At 40.2% G+C, this 19,257-nt stretch carries 17 protein-coding genes; 8 read left to right on the top strand and 9 right to left on the bottom strand.

Going from position 1 to position 19,257, the window contains the following annotated elements; all coding sequences use genetic code 11:
- Positions 1 to 99: 99 nt before the first annotated feature.
- The 8 genes from ESY88_RS05715 to ESY88_RS05680 form a co-directional block, all read right to left on the bottom strand.
- Positions 100 to 633 (bottom strand): 3-hydroxyanthranilate 3,4-dioxygenase, encoded by a 534-nt coding sequence (locus ESY88_RS05715; protein WP_147085668.1) that lies wholly within the window; start codon positions 631 to 633, stop codon positions 100 to 102.
- 368 nt (positions 634 to 1,001) lie between these two features.
- Positions 1,002 to 1,784, bottom strand: a complete 783-nt coding sequence (locus ESY88_RS05710; RefSeq protein ID WP_147085716.1) for an SDR family oxidoreductase — start codon at positions 1,782 to 1,784, stop codon at positions 1,002 to 1,004.
- Between the two features lie 126 nt (positions 1,785 to 1,910).
- Positions 1,911 to 3,353: an aldehyde dehydrogenase gene (locus tag ESY88_RS05705; protein ID WP_147085667.1), complete on the bottom strand. Its 1,443-nt coding sequence runs from the start codon at positions 3,351 to 3,353 to the stop codon at positions 1,911 to 1,913.
- Positions 3,354 to 3,714: 361 nt separating this feature from the next.
- Entirely contained in the window at positions 3,715 to 4,164 is a 450-nt protein-coding gene (locus ESY88_RS05700) for a RidA family protein (RefSeq protein ID WP_147085666.1), read from the bottom strand.
- A 140-nt stretch (positions 4,165 to 4,304) separates the two neighbouring features.
- Positions 4,305 to 5,702: an FAD-dependent oxidoreductase gene (locus tag ESY88_RS05695; protein ID WP_147085665.1), complete on the bottom strand. Its 1,398-nt coding sequence runs from the start codon at positions 5,700 to 5,702 to the stop codon at positions 4,305 to 4,307.
- Positions 5,703 to 5,812: 110 nt separating this feature from the next.
- Positions 5,813 to 7,078, bottom strand: a complete 1,266-nt coding sequence (kynU, locus tag ESY88_RS05690; protein ID WP_147085664.1) for a kynureninase — start codon at positions 7,076 to 7,078, stop codon at positions 5,813 to 5,815.
- Positions 7,079 to 7,677: 599 nt separating this feature from the next.
- Positions 7,678 to 8,364, bottom strand: a complete 687-nt coding sequence (locus tag ESY88_RS05685) for a hypothetical protein (RefSeq protein ID WP_147085663.1) — start codon at positions 8,362 to 8,364, stop codon at positions 7,678 to 7,680.
- A gap of 31 nt (positions 8,365 to 8,395) precedes the next feature.
- Positions 8,396 to 11,026 (bottom strand): valine--tRNA ligase, encoded by a 2,631-nt coding sequence (locus ESY88_RS05680; protein ID WP_147085662.1) that lies wholly within the window; start codon positions 11,024 to 11,026, stop codon positions 8,396 to 8,398.
- A 189-nt stretch (positions 11,027 to 11,215) separates the two neighbouring features.
- Between ESY88_RS05680 and ESY88_RS05675 the strand changes: the two genes are divergently transcribed.
- The gene (locus ESY88_RS05675; protein WP_147085715.1) at positions 11,216 to 11,641 is read left to right on the top strand and encodes a DUF1573 domain-containing protein; all 426 of its coding nucleotides are present in this window, start codon (positions 11,216 to 11,218) and stop codon (positions 11,639 to 11,641) included.
- A gap of 35 nt (positions 11,642 to 11,676) precedes the next feature.
- Here the strand turns inward: ESY88_RS05675 and ESY88_RS05670 are convergent, their stop codons facing one another.
- Complete coding sequence (locus ESY88_RS05670) at positions 11,677 to 13,032, bottom strand: aspartyl protease family protein (protein ID WP_147085661.1); 1,356 nt, start codon at positions 13,030 to 13,032, stop codon at positions 11,677 to 11,679.
- A gap of 104 nt (positions 13,033 to 13,136) precedes the next feature.
- Between ESY88_RS05670 and ESY88_RS05665 the strand changes: the two genes are divergently transcribed.
- The 7 genes from ESY88_RS05665 to ESY88_RS05635 all read left to right on the top strand — a co-directional run bounded on the left by ESY88_RS05665 (position 13,137) and on the right by ESY88_RS05635 (position 18,884).
- Positions 13,137 to 14,327 carry a pyridoxal phosphate-dependent aminotransferase gene (locus tag ESY88_RS05665; protein WP_147085660.1) on the top strand — a complete coding sequence of 397 codons (1,191 nt, stop codon included), beginning with the start codon at positions 13,137 to 13,139 and terminating at the stop codon, positions 14,325 to 14,327.
- The gene (gene murB / locus ESY88_RS05660; protein ID WP_147085659.1) at positions 14,328 to 15,341 is read left to right on the top strand and encodes a UDP-N-acetylmuramate dehydrogenase; all 1,014 of its coding nucleotides are present in this window, start codon (positions 14,328 to 14,330) and stop codon (positions 15,339 to 15,341) included.
- A 243-nt stretch (positions 15,342 to 15,584) separates the two neighbouring features.
- Entirely contained in the window at positions 15,585 to 16,121 is a 537-nt protein-coding gene (locus ESY88_RS05655) for an RNA polymerase sigma factor (RefSeq protein ID WP_147085658.1), read from the top strand.
- A gap of 4 nt (positions 16,122 to 16,125) precedes the next feature.
- Positions 16,126 to 16,926 carry an anti-sigma factor gene (locus tag ESY88_RS05650; protein WP_147085657.1) on the top strand — a complete coding sequence of 267 codons (801 nt, stop codon included), beginning with the start codon at positions 16,126 to 16,128 and terminating at the stop codon, positions 16,924 to 16,926.
- Positions 16,927 to 17,019: 93 nt separating this feature from the next.
- Positions 17,020 to 17,223: a membrane or secreted protein gene (locus ESY88_RS05645; RefSeq protein WP_147085656.1), complete on the top strand. Its 204-nt coding sequence runs from the start codon at positions 17,020 to 17,022 to the stop codon at positions 17,221 to 17,223.
- Positions 17,224 to 17,226: 3 nt separating this feature from the next.
- A complete protein-coding gene (locus ESY88_RS05640) occupies positions 17,227 to 18,342 on the top strand; it encodes a glycosyltransferase (protein WP_317128664.1) in 1,116 nt (371 codons plus the stop codon).
- Positions 18,333 to 18,884, top strand: coding sequence for an RNA polymerase sigma factor (locus ESY88_RS05635; RefSeq protein ID WP_147085655.1), 552 nt, complete (start codon positions 18,333 to 18,335; stop codon positions 18,882 to 18,884). The genes ESY88_RS05640 and ESY88_RS05635 overlap by 10 nt, the downstream gene beginning before the upstream one ends.
- Positions 18,885 to 19,257: the final 373 nt, after the last annotated feature.

Below are 19,257 nucleotides of genomic sequence, written 5' to 3'. Positions count from 1 at the left end.
AAAGGCCCATAGTGAGATTGACTTTTAATCCTATGCTCATTTTGGTTTCAGCCGAGAGATTCCTGCCTCTGCCTATCGGCAGACAATTACTCAGGAATTCTATTCTACCTGTACTTTTTTAGGTGCTTGCATCACTTCCCCACAATTGGGGCATTTGCGTTTGTCTGTGTCACCGTAGTATTTATCGAATATTTTTGGCATATCGGTTTCAATATCCTCCACGCTAAAATCTTCTTCGTATAATTTGGTGGTGCAGTTTTCGCAGTACCATAACAAGGCATCTTTCATCCCATCAGGTCGTTTGTATTCAATAACCAACCCTACTGTATTAGCGCCACGTTGCGGGGAATGTGGTACTTTTGGGGGAAGCAGGAAAATCTCTCCTTCCTTTATATGAATGTCCTTAGGCTCGCCCTCATCAATGACCTTCAAAACAATGTCGCCTTCTACTTGATAGAAAAACTCTGGAGTTTCATTATAATGATAATCCTTACGATTGTTTGGGCCACCAACAACCATGACGATAAAATCGCCATCTTTCCAGACCACTTTATTACCAACGGGTGGCTTCAATAAATGCCGATTTTCTTCAATCCAAGCTTTAAAATTTATGGGAGAATATAGTTTACTCATGCTTTCATTATATTTTGGGCGTTACCCGAAATAGGGTCAGGCTTTCAAGGCTCGCTTCCCGATAATCCCGATAACTATCGGGATTATCGGGAGAGCTCAAACAAACCTTTCAATCCTTAACGCAGATTAATCAATTCAATAAAATTAAGTATAATAATTGAAATTACATTCTTTAAAGTAATCCAACTAATATACAAAGACCTAACAGGTTTTAAAAACCTGCCAGGTCTATTTTCTCAACTTGGTAAAAATCAATAAAGCCAGCGCAACTATTAATGTTCTTTTCCTTTGGATTGTCTAGCTCGGGTAGCTATCGTCAGAGCAGTGGCTCCATTCCCTTAGGGAAGGGCCGGGGATGGGCTTTTCTTCTACAGCGATTTAGTTCTTCCGCCATCCACGGGCAGATTAATACCATTGATATAACCAGCTCTGGCGCTCGCTAAAAACGTTATGGCATCTGCCAATTCCTCTGGTTTGGCAAAACGTTTCGCCGGCACAGCATTCTTCATGGCATTGGCAGCTTCTTCTTCGGTTTTCCCGGTTTTATCAGATTTGTTCTTGATGATTTGGCTCAAGCGGCCGGTTCCAGTCGCTCCTGGGAGCACGTTATTTACCGTAATGCCAAATTGTCCCAATTCGTTTGCCAGAGTTTTACTCCAATTGGCAACCGCGCCTCTAATGGTATTGCTTACGCCAAGACCGTCTAAAGGTTGTTTTACGGAAGTGGAAATCACATTGATAATCCTTCCGAAGCATTCGCGCTTCATAAACGGTACAATCGCCTGCGCCAAAATATGATTGCATTTCAAATGTTGGGTAAAAGCAGCTTCAAATTCCTCCACTTCCGCAGAAAAAATGGGACCACCTGCTGGGCCTCCAGTGTTGTTGACCAAGATATGGAACCCGTGGTGTTTGTTGATATAAGCTTCCACTTCCGTTTTTAAGTGCTGCGGGTTCGAAAAATCGGCCACGATATAATCATGATTGCGCTGTTTTGGCAGTTCGTTTAAGGTCGCTTTTAGCTTATCTTCATTTCTAGCCACCAAAGTCACTTGCACGCCTTCCGCAGCCAATGCCATCGCGGTTGCTTTTCCTATGCCTGAGGTGCTGCCGCAGACCAATGCGTATTTGTTGTTGAGTTGTAAATCCATATCCCATCCTAAATCTTTCCCCAAGGGGAGGACTTTTTGTTTTTAGTTACAATTAAATTTTTATTCCTAATCAAATATAAATCCCGAAAATGGCTCTCTCCCTTTGGGAGGGCTGGGGTGGGCTCCTTAATATTTTATACACACATTCTTAGCCTCGGTAAAAAACCGTAAGGCCTCAAAACCGCCTTCACGTCCCACGCCTGAAGCTTTTATGCCTCCAAAAGGGGTTCTTAAATCGCGCATCATCCAAGTGTTTACCCAAACAATGCCTGCTTGCAATTGATTGCTCATACGCATGGTTCGCTTTAAATCATTGGTCCAAAGGGTGGCCGAAAGTCCGTATTTGACATCATTGGCCATAGTTAAAACGTCTGCTTCAGTTTCAAAAGGCATAATGCTTACTACTGGCCCAAAAATTTCTTCTTGGTTGACGCGACAGTCGTTGGTTTGGACTTCAATAACTGTTGGCTCCAAATAATAGCCGCTTTCAAATCCTTCGATTGTAACTTCATTGCCACCACAAAGGATGCTTCCGTGTTCTTCTTTTGCAATTTTGATGTACTGCTTTACTTTTTCGAGGTGTGCTTTGGAAACCAATGCCCCGATATCTGTAGTTGCTTCGGAAGGATGCCCAACACGAAGCTGCTTGACCTTGGCCACAAAATCCGTCTTGAATTGTTCGTAAATGGCGGCTTCCACAAAAATCCTGCTTCCGCAGAGGCAAATCTGACCTTGATTGGCGAATGAAGACCTAACCGTGGTGTCGAGCATATCCTCATAATCGCAATCGGCAAATATGATGTTGGGGTTTTTCCCGCCCAATTCCAAAGATAGTTTCTTGAACATTGGCGCTGCCACTCTAGCAATGTGAGCGCCTGTTGCTGTGCCACCCGTAAAACTAATGGCCTTGATGTTTGGGTGCTCCACAATGGCTTGCCCGGTTGTGCCTCCCAAACCATGAACAATGTTGAGCACCCCTTTTGGAAGTCCGGCTTTGTTGCAGAGGTCGCCTAAAAGAAAAGCGGTCATGGGTGTGATTTCGCTGGGCTTTGCCACCACACAATTACCGGCGGCGATGGCTGGAGCGATTTTCCAAGTAAATAAATAGAGTGGGAGGTTCCAAGGCGAAATACAGCCCACCACACCAATGGGTTGGCGCAAGGTGTAATTAATGGCGTTTTGTCCTATGCTTTCATGGCTTTCGCTGGCGAATTGTGTAATCGCATTCCCGAAAAACCGAAAATTACTCGCTGCTCTTGGGATATCGACCGATTTCGCTACTGAAATAGGTTTGCCATTATCCTTACTTTCGGCTTCAGCAAACGCTTGAAGATGTGCTTCCAACAATTCTGATATCTTGATGAGGATGCGACTGCGCTCGTCTAGGGTTGTTTGTGACCATTTTGGAAATGCCGATTTTGCTGCTTGATAGGCCTGTTCCACATCTTCTTGTGATGAGCTTGGGATTTGCCCATACACTTCGCCATTAGACGGATTATAGTTATCTATCCATTCATTGTTGATGGGGTTTTGAAAACTTCCGTTGATGTAGTTTTTTATGTTGGCCACGGATTCAGTAATTTTTATTGGTCTCAAATAGAGTTAAAACTATGTACTTTAGTGCATTTCGCTCTAGCTTCTAAAAATGTTTTGCCACGAATTTCACGAATCTGCCTAGCCGGTAGGCAGGTTTTCACGAAACCGTTTGTTATCTAAAAGCGTTCACAATGAGATATTATTCATTTCACGAATTCAACAGACTTTCAGTCTGTTTCAAAAAATCTATGGACTTGAAGTCCATAGTGATTGAGTTTGTTAGACCTCACAGGTTTTAAAAACCTGTGAGGTCTTTGATATTTTTACTTTACAATAATATTATTAACTTTAATCATTTACGATATTATTGTTTATAAGAATGAGATTCCTGTCTCTATCCATCGGTAGGCAAGTTCGCAGGAATGGGTTTATAAGCCATGACCTTTATCTCCACCACCAAATCGGGATGTGGTAATTGGTGCACGGCGACTGTGGTTCTTGCTGGTCCTGTTTCTTTATTGAAAAATTCGGCGTAGGCTTTATTGTAGCCCGCAAAATCATTCATATTGACCAAAAACGAAGTCACATCAACCACATCCTTAAGTGAAGCGCCCACTTTTTGAAGGTTTCTATCAATGTTTTTTAGGACTTCGCGGGTTTGCACCTCGGCATTTAGGTGCTTGGTGCCCATGTCGTCAATGAGATCCACGCCCGCAATCGTATTGTCTGCCCGTCGTGAACTGGTGCCCGAAACAAAGATAAAATCGCCTACTTGTTTCACGTGCGGATAAGCGCCTCTTGGCGTTACAACGCTGCCTTCTGATGTTGTGTCTTTTTCATTCATATCTTAAAAAATTAAGCCCTTTCCATAGCTATCGGAATACCCTTCCCAAAGGGAAGGAACACTTACTCGGGCCGGTAAGCATTTTTTATAAAAGTTTTGCCGCAACAGTTCCCTTCCTTAGGTAGGGTTAGGGTGGGCTTCTAAATTAATCCCGCAATCTTATCATCCTCAAGAATCGCGTTGGTAGCGTCTGTGATTTTTTTCAATAGGATGTTCAAATCATCTGAACTTGAAATCAAGCCATCACTTAACATGTTCAATATCGCTTTATCTTGAGCGCGACCTCGCAGCATGGCTTCGCGATAGCCAATGTCTTCGTTAAAAGTAACCAAACTATACTTTGAGGAATAGTCCTGTGGAAATTCTTTTTCCAGAGCCATTTCAATTTTGCGTTTGTCCTGAAAAATAGGATTGGCAACGTGGCCTTTCATCTCATAGAAATTGTCGATGGCTAAATCGGCAATGGCATCGGTGTCTTTTTTACGGTTCGTCTCGTAGGTTTCAAAAATGGCTTCCCATGAGTCTAAATTTTGGTCTAAGACTTGGTCAAATTCCACGACGTCTTCAAAGGAAGCGTTCATGCCTTGTCCGTAAAAAGGGACGATGGCATGTGCGGAATCGCCCATCAATAGGGTGTTGCCTTTGTAATGCCAAGGAGAACATTTAACCGTGCCTAAGGGCGCAGTTGGATTTTCAAAGAAGTCATCCACCAGATTTGGCATGAGTTCTAAAGTGTCGGGAAATTCCTTCTGAAAAAATTCCGTCACTTTTTCAGGCGTCGTCAAATTATTGAAATTGTAGTCGCCTTCATCGTAACTCAAGAATAAGGTTACTGTAAAGCTTCCGTCGAGATTTGGCAGTGCAATAAGCATGAAATTACCGCGAGGCCAAATGTGCAAGGCGTTTTTGTAAGTCTTGTATCCGCCATTTTCCGCAGGGAGAATGGAGAGTTCCTTATAGCCATGGGTCAAATACTCCTGTGAAAAACTGAACAGGAATTTATTTGCCAAATAATAGCTTTTTCTCAAGGCTGAACCTGCGCCATCGGTGGCGATGATCACATCGGCATCTTCAACAAACTCTTTTTTAGTTTGATAATCCTCAAAAAGCACCGTGGTTTTTTCGAAATCAACCGATAAGCATTTCTTGTTGAAGTGAATGTTTACATTCTCATGTTTCTCGGCTTCGGTTAAAAGCAATGCATTGAGTTCTCCCCTGGGAATGGAATTGATATATTCATGCTCGCGCCCGCTGTACTTGGACATAATGGTATCGCCTTTCTCATCGTGGAGCATTCGACCATTCATGGGGATGCAGAGTTTTTCCACTTGGTCTCCCATGCCTACCAATTGAATGGCTTTGCTGCCACGATCGGAAAAAGCCAAATTGATGGAGCGACCTGCCGAAATCTTCGTTTTGCGTAAATCTGGGCGCATCTCATAAACGCTCACATTATAGCCGCGTTGGCCCAATCTCAAGGCGAGCAAGCTTCCGCAAAGTCCTGCGCCAATAATAAGTACATTTTGTTGTTTTTTCATAGCTCTATTCCTGCGAAAGCAGGAATCTTATGTTTTTAGTTTCAATTAAAATCGCGCGATCAATACGTAAGGTTAAATTTGGATAGCTTTATAAATTACCAACCCAATTTTCAAATGATGTTCTTTAGCCTTTCCACTAAGTTAAAGACATCTTCAAACGAATTATAAAGCGGCGTTGGTGCACATCTAATCACATCTGGTTCGCGCCAATCACTGATCACGCCGGCTTCCGTTAATTTTTTATGTAGGTTTTTATTGGCATTTTTTACTTGAATGGACAATTGGCATCCACGTGCATTCGGGTCGCTTGGGGTAATGATTTTTAGTTCAGAATTGTTCAGCTCATTGATTAAAAATTCAAAATAGCCTGTAAGCTCATTCGATTTTTCACAAAGCCTATCAAAACCAGCATCCTTGAAAACATCCAAAGAAGCCCTTATGGCTGCCATGGAAAGAATTGTTGGATTGCTGAGCTGCCAGCCTTCAGCTCCTGTTAATTGGTCAAAATCATCACGCATCTTAAAACGTTTTTCTTTATTATGCGACCACCAACCCGTAAAACGGTTGAGCTCTTTTTTATGGGCATGACGCTCGTGAATAAAAGCGCCAGCCAAACTTCCTGGTCCGGAATTTAAATATTTGTAAGAACACCATACGGCGAAATCTGCACCAGAATCGTGTAGATTCAGCTTTACATTGCCCGCGCCATGCGCGCAGTCAAAACCTACCATGCAGCCATAAGCATGCGCTAATTTGGCAATGCGCTTCAAGTCAAAAAACTGACCAGTATAATAATTAACGCCACCAATCATCACAAGTGCAATCTCGTCACCATGGGTTTTGAGCAGTGTTTCTAAATCCTCATAATTCGCCAATTCCTCGCCTTCGGGGGCTTTCCATTGGATGAGCCCTTCTTGGTCATCAAAACCGTGATGGCGCAATTGCGATTGCACCGCATATTTATCACTCGGGAAGGCATCTGCCTCTATTAAAATTTTATAACGTTTTTTTGTGGGTTGGTAAAAACTTACCATCATCAAATGCAGATTGACGGTAAGTGAATTCATCACAATGGTCTCAATGGGTTTGGCGCCAACGATGTGTGCCATGGTTTCAGTGAGAAGTTCGTGATAGTTCAGCCAGGGGTGTTTTCCATCGGTATGACCTTCTACGCCTAAATTGGCCCAATCTTCCAATTCTTGATGGATATAGTCTTTGGTGATTTTTGGCTGTAACCCTAGAGAATTACCAGTCATATAAATAAGTGCCTTTCCATTTTTATCTTTAGGGATGTGAAATTGGTCCCTGAAATGGCCAAGCGGATCATTTCGGTCTTGTGCTTTGGCAAAATCCAATCCGAGTTTATAGTTGGACAAGTGTTTTGGTTTTAATGGTTTTATCAAAAATAAGGATTATAAACCAAGAAGCATGAAGCAAGAGGCAAGAACCAAGTCCAAAAACGTGAAATTTATGAATATCTGCAATTGGATGATCTCACTTTGATCTTAAGTTCTCTCAAACGGCATGTCGGTAAAAAACACCATCAAGGGCAGCACGTTTATTACGACTAGGTTGAACTTGCAAGGTGTTTTTGCTTCTCCCGATAATTATTGGAGGAGCAATCTCCTTTAAGGTTTAATTAAATTATTCGCAAGACCTACAGAACTTCAAATCTACAAGGTTTCTGAAACCTTGCAGGTCGCATTAACATGTTTTGCATGACGATTTTGAAATTTTAGACTACTGTTTTAGTAAGCATTGATAAGACTGAAAATGTATTGAAAGCTGAAAATCCTTCCGAAGAAAAGCACAACAAAAAAAGCGCTTCAACGGTTTAGGTTGAAGCGCTTTCGATATATAGGCGCGTAAAGCGGAATTTTCAATTGGTATATCTTATATACGTCTATAGTTTCATGCTTGGATTATCGAAACCCTTGGAAATGCTAACTTTAGCATTTCTTTAAGATTTGAACCCTTACTTGATTTTGATGTCACTGAAGAAGAGATTCCAATCGGCATCTGCTTTTTTGTGATCTTTGGCGATTTTAATGCCGTCAAAATCTTCGTGATTCTCAAAGGTCGTGCTCATGGTTGGGGTTTCGCTGTTGCCTTTTCTGTAATTCCACTCTTTGATCATGTAATCATCGTCATAGAAAAAATCGTAAGCGTCGCCTGGTGTGTACCCTTGATCCCCAAGGTAAGTGAGTGTGATTTTGTTCAATTGAGTTTTAGATATTGGAGCAGCTTCTTTAACAGGAACTGAAATGTGTACGTCTTCATCCCAAACCAACTGAAATGGAGAAAGCAACCAAAATTTATCATTGATAAATGCTTGATCGGCCTTTAATGATAAGCTATCCACGGAAGCCCTGTTGTAACGAACGGTGTCTTTTTCGGTCATCATGACGACATCATTTGTCTTTGGCTGCCATTGCCACGCACGTTGAAAATGTTTGCCATCGGTATCCACATTAAAAGTAAAATCGATTTCTTTAACATCCTTCCATTTGTCTATGCCATACGCTTTAGCAATATTCTCGAAAGCAGTGAGTTCTACTTTTTCTTCGGAAGGATTTGCCGATGTGTCATCGGTTTTCTTCGTTTCAGATTTGCAGCCTAGCATTACTGAAAAGAGCGCGATACATGTAAGTGTTCTGATCATTGGTTTGGTGGTTTTAGTGTTGTGTTAATTGTTATTTAAGATTCTTCAAACTCGCTTTCAAGGTTTCTACGGTTGCCAAGGCATCTGCCTCTTTCTTGCGTTCTGAAGCCACGACTGCATCGGGAGCATTGTTGACGAAGCGTTCGTTTTTGAGCTTGCCTTGAACTGATTTCAAGAAGCCTTCAGTATATTTCAATTCTTCGGAAAGCTTTGCGATTTCGGCCTCCACATCGATAGCTCCAGAAATTGGGATGAAATATTCATTGGATAATACTCTGAAGGTCAGCGCGCCTTCAACAGGTTCGGTCACTGATTTTAATGTTGAGATATTGCCCAGCTTTGTAATCACGCTGTTGTAGCGTTCATCCAAATTTTCGTTGTTGAGCGCCATGAGCTCGATGGTATCCTTAAAAGGAATGTTTTTATCTGTTCTAATGGTTCTTATTCCCGAGACCACGTCTTTGACTGTTTCAAAATCGGAGATGAGTTTGGAATCAAAGGCTGTCATTTCAGGATATTTGGCGACGATCAAGGCTTCTTCAGGACTGCGCTCTTTGGTGTACTGCCAGATTTCTTCAGTGATAAAAGGCATAAACGGGTGCAGAATCTTGAGATTGTTTTCAAAAATGGCAGTAACCTCCTTAAAGGTTTTGGCATCAATAGGTTGCTGGTAAGCAGGTTTAATCATTTCCAAAAGCCAAGAACAAAAGTCGTCCCAAACCAATTTGTAGGCAGTCATCAACACGTCGCTCAATCTGTATTTACTGTAATGGTCTTCAATTTCGACCAGGGCACTTTGGAATTTATGCTCAAACCATTCTATAGCCAATTTTGAGGCTTCTGGCTGTTCAATGTTTGCGACTTCCCATCCTTGAACAAGTCTGAAAGCATTCCAAATTTTATTGGAGAAGCCTTTGCCCTGGCCACATAAATCCTCATCAAACATCAAGTCATTGCCAGCAGCGGCACTTAATAGGAGGCCAACTCGAACGCCATCGGCACCGTAATCTTTTATGAGTTTTAAGGCATCGGGAGAATTACCTAGGGATTTAGACATTTTCCGACGTTGTTTGTCACGCACCAAGCCTGTAAGGTAAACGTTCTCGAAAGGCCTTTCGTTTCTGTATTCAAAGCCAGCAACGATCATGCGCGCCACCCAAAAGAACAGAATGTCTGGGCCAGTGACCAAATCGTTGGTAGGGTAGTAGTAGTTGATGTCTTCGTTTTCAGGATTTCTAATGCCATCAAAAACGCTTATTGGCCAAAGCCAAGACGAAAACCAAGTGTCAAGTGCATCGGTTTCCTGTCTCAAATCGCTAATATTTAGTTTCGGATTATTTGATCTTTCCTGTGCCAGTTTCAGTGCTTCTTCTATGCTTTCGGCCACAACGAAATCTTCCTTGCCATCTCCATAATAGTAGGCAGGAATCTGTTGCCCCCAAAGCAACTGTCTGGAAATATTCCAATCGCGAATGTTTTCCATCCAATGACGGTAAGTGTTGTTGAAACGCTTCGGAAACAGTTTTACCGTTTCATCTTCCAAAACAGCTTTAATGGCAGGTTTGGCCAAGTCTTCCATTTTGAGGAACCATTGGTCAGACAAACGCGGTTCTATCACTGCTCTGGTACGTTCGGAAGTTCCTACTTTGTGCGTAATGTCTTCCGTTTTAACCAAGATGGACATCTCATCCAATTCTTGTGCCACAGCCATACGAGCAGCGACGCGGTCCTTGCCTTGGTGATGCATTCCGTAGCTATTTAAGGTGGCATCATCATTGAGAATATCGATAATCTCCAAGTGGTGTCTCTGACCAATCGCTTTATCATTCACATCATGTGCAGGTGTGATTTTGAGACATCCTGTTCCAAATTCCATATCTACATAATCGTCAAAAATAATGGGTACCACGCGATTGCAAATTGGTACGATCACATGCTTTCCTTTTAAATGGGCATAGCGCTCGTCATTTGGATTGACACAAACGGCAGTATCGCCCAAAATGGTTTCGGGACGCGTGGTGGCAAGCGTCACGTAGCCATCATCATCTTGGATTTTATAGTTGACGTAATAGAGTTTATCGGTACGTTCCAAATGAATGACTTCCTCGTCAGACAAGGTGGTTTTGGCCTCAGGATCCCAATTGACCATGCGATAGCCTCTATAGATGAGACCCTTGTTATATAGGTCAACAAAAACTTTAATGACCGATTCATTCATGTCATCATCCATGGTGAATTTGGTGCGCTCCCAATCGCAAGAGCAGCCTAATTTTTTGAGCTGTTCTAAGATAACACCACCGTATTCATTGGTCCAATCCCAAGCGTGTTTTAAAAATTCGTCTCTAGTTAGGTTATTTTTATCAATACCCTGAGCTCTCAATTTTGCGACTACCTTAGCTTCCGTAGCGATGGAAGCATGGTCTGTACCTGGCACCCAACAGGCATTTTTTCCTTGTAAACGCGCCCGACGAATCAAAACATCCTGTATGGTATTGTTAAGCATGTGGCCCATATGCAATACTCCAGTTACATTTGGTGGTGGGATCACAATGGTGTAAGGTTCTCTATCGTCTGGTTTTGAGTTAAAATAACCATGCTGCATCCAGTAGTTATACCATTTGTTCTCAACAGCTTCCGCCGAATACTTTGAAGGGATTTCCATACTTTGGTATTGTTTTTGCTTTATAACCAACAAAAGTACTTACTAATTCTTTTTTTGCGAAATGATTGGAATGAATATTGACTGCGAATAGCTTTTAAATGTTAACAATAGTGGTCATACATCTAATTTATTTTGCAAAACGACCAAAAGAGAGTAATTTTGACTTAATCAATTTTAAAATTAAAAATGATGAAAAATTTAGCGATTGTTTTATGTGTAGCTTTCATGAGCCTTGGTGCTTTTGCCCAAGAGAAAGTAGCCAAAATAGAATTTAAGTCTGATGTGATTGACTATGGCACTATTGAAAAGGGATCTGATGGGGTGCGTGTTTTTGAATTCACAAACACTGGAAATGCCCCTTTGATTATTTCGAATGTGAAATCCACTTGCGGCTGTACGGTGCCTAAAAAACCAGACGGTCCAATCATGCCTGGAGAAACAGGAGAGATCTCTGTAAAATATGATACCAACAGGGTAAATCCCATTAGAAAAACGATTACCGTGAGCTCAAATGCTGAAACTCCAACAGTAGCTTTGAAGATCAAAGGTTTGGTTGTTGATTCAAGTAAGAATAGTGTTTTGGAGAAACGTGACAAAAGCGTTATGGAACAATAAACTACATAGTATTAGATAGCATTAAAAACTCCCAATCATGGGAGTTTTTCTTGTTTGAAGGGGTTTTCCAAGTCAAATTGGAATTTCATTATTTCAGTATCGCGCTCTATGGTAACCCGAATTGTTTTGCCATAATCTGCTTGAAAAAAACCCATGATATCTTCCAGTTTGAGGTTAAGCGTCGACTTCCCGTTGATGGATAAAAGCTGATCGTTAGTCATGAGACCACTTTTTTCGGCTGGAGAGTTTTTCCTGAGATCCACGATTTTGAAGGCGGGTTGCAATTTGTAACTGTAGTAACCTGCTCGATCTATTACAAAAGCAACTCTTTTATCATTGCCGTAAGAATCAAATACAGGCGCGCTGTTTCGTTCTTGCACAATTCTTTGGCCTCGTTGTTCTAAGACAATACCGCTGCGATTGTATCTGAAATCATCATTGAAATTTTTATTTTTCCGAAGCGAAATTTTAGAGTTGGGGTAATCCATTATAACGTGAAACCGTTTTAGGATTTCTCCAGAAAGGCTGCCATTGCGGTCTTGTATGAGTCTAGCGTGACTTATGGAGGTAGAATCTGGAAACGCCACGTTAACATTGGTCAATTGAAATTTGTCCAAGCTAAATGCATCAATTTTAGAGCGTTTGCCATACACATTACCGCTGAGTCCTCTACCGAGAAAATCCTCAAAATAATTGATGCTGTCTGAAATGATCCCAATACTGTCATTTTCGAAAAGCCAAAGTCCATCGGAACTGCCAGAATCAATCAATAATTTTACTTTTTTAGACTGATCAGCGATTTCGATATTGCCTTCTATGTAAGGTTTGTCATTATGGAAGTTCAGGTTAAAGGAAGTACATTTTCTACAATCCTTGTAGGTATAGGTTTCTGGCTTGTGAAGTTTTATGAATTTTCTTCTGTAATTGATCTCCACAACAAAGTCTTTAAAAAGGTCGTAGCCTATGATGCCATGGATGGGAACGCCCAGTCTAGGAGTGAAATTGATGCTTTGATCAAATACAACATAAATATCCTGGTTGATGTTGATCGCATCGCCGATCTTTATAAAATTCCTTCGGGACCTTAAGGCTCTTACCGCTTCCCCTCCACCGAGCCCTCGAAGAAAAATCGTTTCCACCTCGTTGATCTGTAGGGAATCGGTGTTTGTGATATTGAATAAAATGGGTTTGCTTACTCCAGAATCCAACAGGAAGGAAAGCTTTACACCATTGAGCTCCACGGGCAAAATGATAAGGTTGTTGATAAGCTCAAATCTTATTTTGTCCTGGTCTTTGGTAGGTAGGTTAAACTTATTTTGGGCGAATACCTCCGGTGCTCCTAAAGTGAAGATAAAAAAGCACAGGGCATATTTGATATAGGTTATGATCATTATTTACTAAGTTACAAATCCTTGATTAAATATTAAGTTAATATAGTGGCTTTTTAAAGGCGGTTCCATAATATTTTCAGAACTTTGCAGCTTAATTTTCAACTATGCCAAAGATTTCTGAAAAAGGGCAATCCATGCCACAATCGCCAATTCGAAAATTGGTTCCTTTTGCTGAAGCAGCTTATAAAAAAGGAAAAATTGTTTATCATCTCAACATTGGTCAACCCGACATAAAGACGCCTGAAATCGCCATGGATGCAGTACGAGTGCACTCTTTGGATATTTTAAGTTATACCCGCTCAGAAGGTTCTGAAGAATACCGAAAAAAAATCGCCAAGTATTACGCCAAAAACAGTATTGATGTCAATCACGATGATATCATAGTGACTACTGGTGGTAGTGAAGCCTTGCTTTTTGCCTTCGGAAGCATAATGGATTCTGACGATGAGATTATTATCCCAGAACCATTTTATGCCAATTATAATGGGTTTTCAATAGCTTCAGATGTTAAAGTCGTGCCTGTGATTTCGAAATTTGAGGATAATTTTGCCTTACCAGAAATTGCTGAATTTGAAAAACTCATCACGCCAAAAACAAAAGCTATCCTAATTTGTAATCCCGGTAATCCAACTGGTTATCTCTATTCAAAAGAAGAAATCAAAAAGTTGGCAGAGATCGCTGTAAAACATGATTTATTTATCATTGCTGATGAGGTTTATAGAGAGTTTGTGTACGACGATAAAGAGTTTTACAGCATCATGCAGGAAGAGAGTTTGAAAGAGCATGCCATCATGATCGATTCTGTTTCTAAACGTTACAGCATGTGTGGTGCCAGAATTGGTTACTTGGTGTCCAGAAATAAAGAGGTTATTGCTACAGCACTCAAATTCGCACAGGCGAGATTGAGCCCTCCAACACTCGCGCAAATCGCAAGCGAAGCAGCATTGGATACACCACAATCTTACTTTGACGATGTCATTGAGGAATACGTTGAACGTCGTAACGTGCTCATTGAAGAACTGGAAAAAATTGATGGTGTTAAAGTGGCTAAACCACAAGGGGCTTTTTATTGTATTGCAGAACTGCCTATCAATAATGCCGATAAATTTGCACAATGGCTGTTGGAAGAATTTGACGTTGATGGGGAAACCGTCATGGTGGCTCCTGCTGCCGGTTTTTACTCTACCAATAACGTCGGTCAAAATCAGGTAAGATTGGCTTATGTGCTCAACAAAGCGAGCTTGGTAAAAGCAGTCGCGATTTTGGGTAAGGCTCTCAAAGTTTATCGCGATTAGATGCATATTGAAACCAATATATCATTAAAAACTTTAAATACTTTTGGCATTGATGTCAAGGCAAAGCACTTTGTCTCCATTCATTCGGTTTCAGATTTACAAACCCTGTTGCGTAAAAAGGAGTACCCCAAAAAGCTTATTCTTGGCGGCGGCAGTAATATGTTGCTTACCAAGGATGTGGATGCACTCGTGATTCTTATTGATATAAAAGGCATTGAGGTTATAAAAGAAACTCCAAAAGGTGTTTGGGTCAAAGTCTGTGCCGGTGAGAATTGGCATGACTTCGTGCTATATACCATAGACCATGATTTTGGCGGATTGGAAAACCTGTCGCTTATCCCAGGCAATGTGGGTACTGCGCCAATCCAAAATATTGGTGCTTATGGCGTTGAGTTGAAAGATACATTTCGATCGTGTGATGCTGTACATGTTGAGACTGGTAAAGTCAAAACATTTTATAAGGAAGATTGTGATTTTGGATATCGGGATTCTGTGTTTAAGTCCCAGTTGAAAGGCCAGTATATCATAACCAGTGTTGTTTTCGAACTTAGTAAAGAGGCGCATGTGCTTAAAACGACCTATGGTGCTATTTCATCCCAACTCGAGCAACGGCAGATTTCCAATCCAAGTTTGAAAGATGTTTCTGAAGCGGTCATTGCAATTAGGCAGAGTAAGCTGCCAGACCCAAAAAAGATAGGAAATAGCGGGAGCTTTTTTAAAAACCCAATCATTTCTATAGCACAACTCGAAAAATTAAGAAAATCCTTTGAAGGGATGCCAAGCTATCCAATATCAGACACTGAGGTAAAAGTGCCTGCTGGATGGCTCATCGAACATGCGGGTTTTAAAGGAAAAACTTTTGGCAATTATGGGGTGCATAAAAACCAAGCCTTGGTTTTGGTGAATTATGGAGGTGCCACAGGTTTAGAAATTCTAGGCTTGGCAAGACTTATTCAAAATACCATTTCAAGACTTTATGGGATTGACATTGAAGCCGAGGTAAATGTCATATAATATAAAAAGCCTCAATCTCTTGAGGCCTTTCATGCTTTAAAATATAATTTGAATAAGCTATTAATCAATTCACCTTTGAGGTAGAAGTATATTATATTTTAAAGAATTTATTGCGATGCTTAATCAATTCCGATTAAGTATAATTTTACTAATTTTACCAACTTTATCTATAGATACGTTCAAACTTTTCATTTAGATCTCTTTGACGGAATTTATTAAGTCGAAAAAATAAAATACTGATTTTTGAGCACACCAATCGAAAAAAATATTGTTTCCTTATTAGAACAAGGTGACGAAAGAGCTTTGGATCTTCTCTATGAATATTATGGAGATAGTTTGTATGGTGTAATCCTTCAGGTCACCTCAAATGAAGAGCTAGCTCAAGATGCACTGCAAGAGACCTTCATCAAGGTATGGAAAAACGGTAAAAAATACGATTCCAGCAAGGCTAAACTATTCACTTGGTTGTATCGAATAGCCAAGAATACGGCCATAGATAAATTGCGAAGTTTTAAAAATAGATTTGAAAAGGAAGTCCAAATCGATAAATCAGACGTATATATCCTACCAACAGCGAGTTTAAATCAAGATGTTATGGATTTAAAAGAGCATGTTGCGCGATTGGAGGACAAGTACCAAATTGTATTGAAAGCCTTGTTTTTTGAGGGGATGACTCAACAAGAAGCAAGTGAAGAGCTAGATATTCCGTTGGGTACCATAAAATCCAGATTAAAAATAGGCCTTAGAGAACTTAAAAAAGTTTACGTCCCAAAAATTTAATACTATGGAAAATAAATTACATACGTTTTTACAAAGCGACATGCTTGAACGCTACGTGCTTGGAAACACCTCTGCTTTAGAAAATCTAAAAGTGGAATCTTATATTGAGATGTATCCTGAGGTCGAATTGGCTTTTGAAGAAATGCAAATCAATTTAGAGATCTTGGCAAAATCCAACGCAGTGGTAGCGCCAAAACATGTTTTGGAAAATGTTAAAAAAGTAATTGAGGTTGATAACACACCGGTTATCACTTTAACCAATGATCGAAGAAGAACACCGTGGTACAGTATTGCGGCTAGTATTACAGCACTATTATTTGCAGGCGCCTCATTTTTAATGCATCAAAAGAATTTAGATCTACAACATGAGAACCAAGTGGTTGTTGATGAGGTTTTTGACTTGCGAAGTGATATTGATGCTAATAATAAAAAATTAGATGAAGTCATGCGTCAGTTTAAGGATCTTAATAATCCTGAAACCGAAAAATACGTGATGCGAGGCAACTCACGCGCTAAAAATCTTAAGACTGTAGCATACATCAATCCCGTGGATAAGACCTCTATGATTGATGTTGTGACCCTGCCCCAGATCAATGATAATGAAGATTATCATCTATGGGCAGAAATGGAGGATCATTTTGTGAGTTTAGGGATCTTAAATCCTGCTGAGAAGAAGATGCAGTCGATGCCATATATGGAGAATGCCCTTGGGTTGAGTATTACCATAGAGCCAAAAGGGACTAAGAACAGCAATTCAGACAATGCGGTTGCAGAAATAGAGCTCAATAATAATAAAAATAATTAATAGCAATTTTCAATTATGCAAAGCCACTTTTGATTGATCAAAAGTGGCTTTTCTTATTCAAAATCGGTACCTTTGCGCAAATAGTTATCTATTATGAAATTAATCATAATCACATTAATCCTATTGGGATTGGGCGTTGCGGGAATCGCAATAAAAATCTGGGCTAAAAAGGACGGAAAATTTGCAGGGACCTGTGCAAGTCAAAACCCTATGCTCAATAAGGATGGAGATGCATGTGGCTTCTGCGGAAAAACGCCAGAGCAATACGAGAACTGTAATGAACCTCAACATTCTTAGGCATTGATTGTAGTTTTTAACGTGATCTTTTACGCTTTTATTGCTGTTGTTTGTGTTCAAATCTATTATTACACGGTTGTCTTTGGACGATTTTCTGCGCTAAAAACAAAAAAAGCCGCTTTTAAAACACCTCCTGTCTCTGTAATTGTTTGTGCTAAAAACGAGGCAGACAACCTTAAAAGAAACATTCCCTTCCTATTATCCCAAGAGTATCCAGAATTTGAATTGATTTTAATCAATGATAATTCCAGTGACCATACCCTAAAGGTCATGACTGGATTCCAAAAGCTACATGAAAATATTAAAATCGTTAATGTAAAGCCGGTGGAAGCATTTTGGGGCAACAAAAAATATGCGCTTACTTTAGGTATAAAAGCAGCTACCCATGAAACGCTTTTATTTACTGATGCTGACTGTTCTCCCAATTCCAGCCATTGGATCGCTGAGATGTGTGTTCAGTTTGATCAAGAAAGGCTGTTGGTACTCGGTTACGGTGCGTACGAAAAAATAAAAAGGTCTTTTTTAAATCGGCTCATTAGATTTGAGACCTTTTTTACTGCAGTGCAATATTTTTCTTATGCTACGACAGGCAATGCATATATGGGCGTGGGCAGAAACCTTGCCTATAAACGATCTCTTTTTTTTGAAGCAAATGGCTTTATTGGGCATATTCAGGTTAAATCTGGTGATGACGATTTATTTGTGAACCAAGTGGCGACGAAATTAAATACTGCAATTTGTGTCTCAGAACACGCATTTACAAGCTCAAAGCCTAAAACTGATTTCAAATCCTGGATCCTTCAAAAACGCAGACACGTAAGTACAGCCAGTCATTATAAGACCAAACATAAACTTATGTTGGGCTTATTTTATGTTTCCCAAATTCTATTTTGGATACTAGGGACAACGGTTCTAATCTTAATGTTGCATTGGGAAATCGCGGTGGCGCTCATTGCCTTGCGGTTTGCCATACAATATATGGTGTTGTTTGCAGCTGCAAAAAAACTCAATGAAAAAGATCTCATATTTTTATTGCCTGTCCTTGAAGTCTTCTTGTTTAGCGCTCAAATGGTTATATTTATACAAAATCTCATCTCAAAACCAAAGTATTGGAAATAAAACAAGCCATTGAACGCGCAAAGAACAACGACCAAATGGCCTTTAGTTTCTTGTTGGATCGTTTTTGGAACGATGTGTATGGGTTCCAATTGAAGCGCACCGAAAATGAAAATGACGCGGAGGATATTACCATTCAATCCTTCTCAAAGGCCTTTGATAAAATTGAGACCTATAATAGTGATTATGAATTCAAAACCTGGTTAATCGCTATCTCAAAAAATCTTCATATAGATCTCATTAGGAAAAAAAAATCAATCATCTCCAGCACTTCTGCCAATAACGACGAAGAAGATTATTATGGTGTTATCGATGATTCGCCTTCACCAGAAGATCAGCTTATTACCGAGCAAAATCTTAAAAAGCTGCTTAGGGATATTAAGAAACTCAAGCCACATTATCAGGACGTAATCAACTTGCGTTATTTTCAGGAATTGACGTATAAGGAAATCGCAGCGCATTTGGATGAGCCCATTAGTAATATAAAAGTGAAACTGCTCAGATCAAAGAAATTATTGGCCGAGATTATCAAAAAAAGCGCATAGACTTCAGCTGAAAAACAAAAGTTCCATTTTACTTACCGAAACTGCCAGTAGCTGCCATCTAAAAATTGCAGAAGCCTACTTCGGATTAATCCCTTTAGAGGGTTTTATTCCCCCGAGGCTTACCTCGAAATATAAAGAACATCTTTCAAATCATACCTTTTGGGCTTGCCTCGAGGTTATTGATTTCAAGCTGAGGTATAGACTGAATTTTGAGATGCGCAAATGGACAGCTCGTTAAAAAATAAGTTTTGGGATTTAAAAAAAATGCGGTTCTGTGTGACTCACATTAATTAAGCTGCTATGCTCATATTCACTGATAAAGCCAAAATACACTCAAATATTTTCAGAAAACGACTTGGCGTGTTTGAATTTT

It is taken from the genome of Subsaximicrobium wynnwilliamsii (genome assembly GCF_007997225.1).
In the GTDB taxonomy this organism is placed as follows: domain Bacteria; phylum Bacteroidota; class Bacteroidia; order Flavobacteriales; family Flavobacteriaceae; genus Psychroserpens; species Psychroserpens wynnwilliamsii.
Note: the sequence above shows the minus strand (reverse complement) of the source record. Positions and strands in the feature narration are given on the sequence as shown.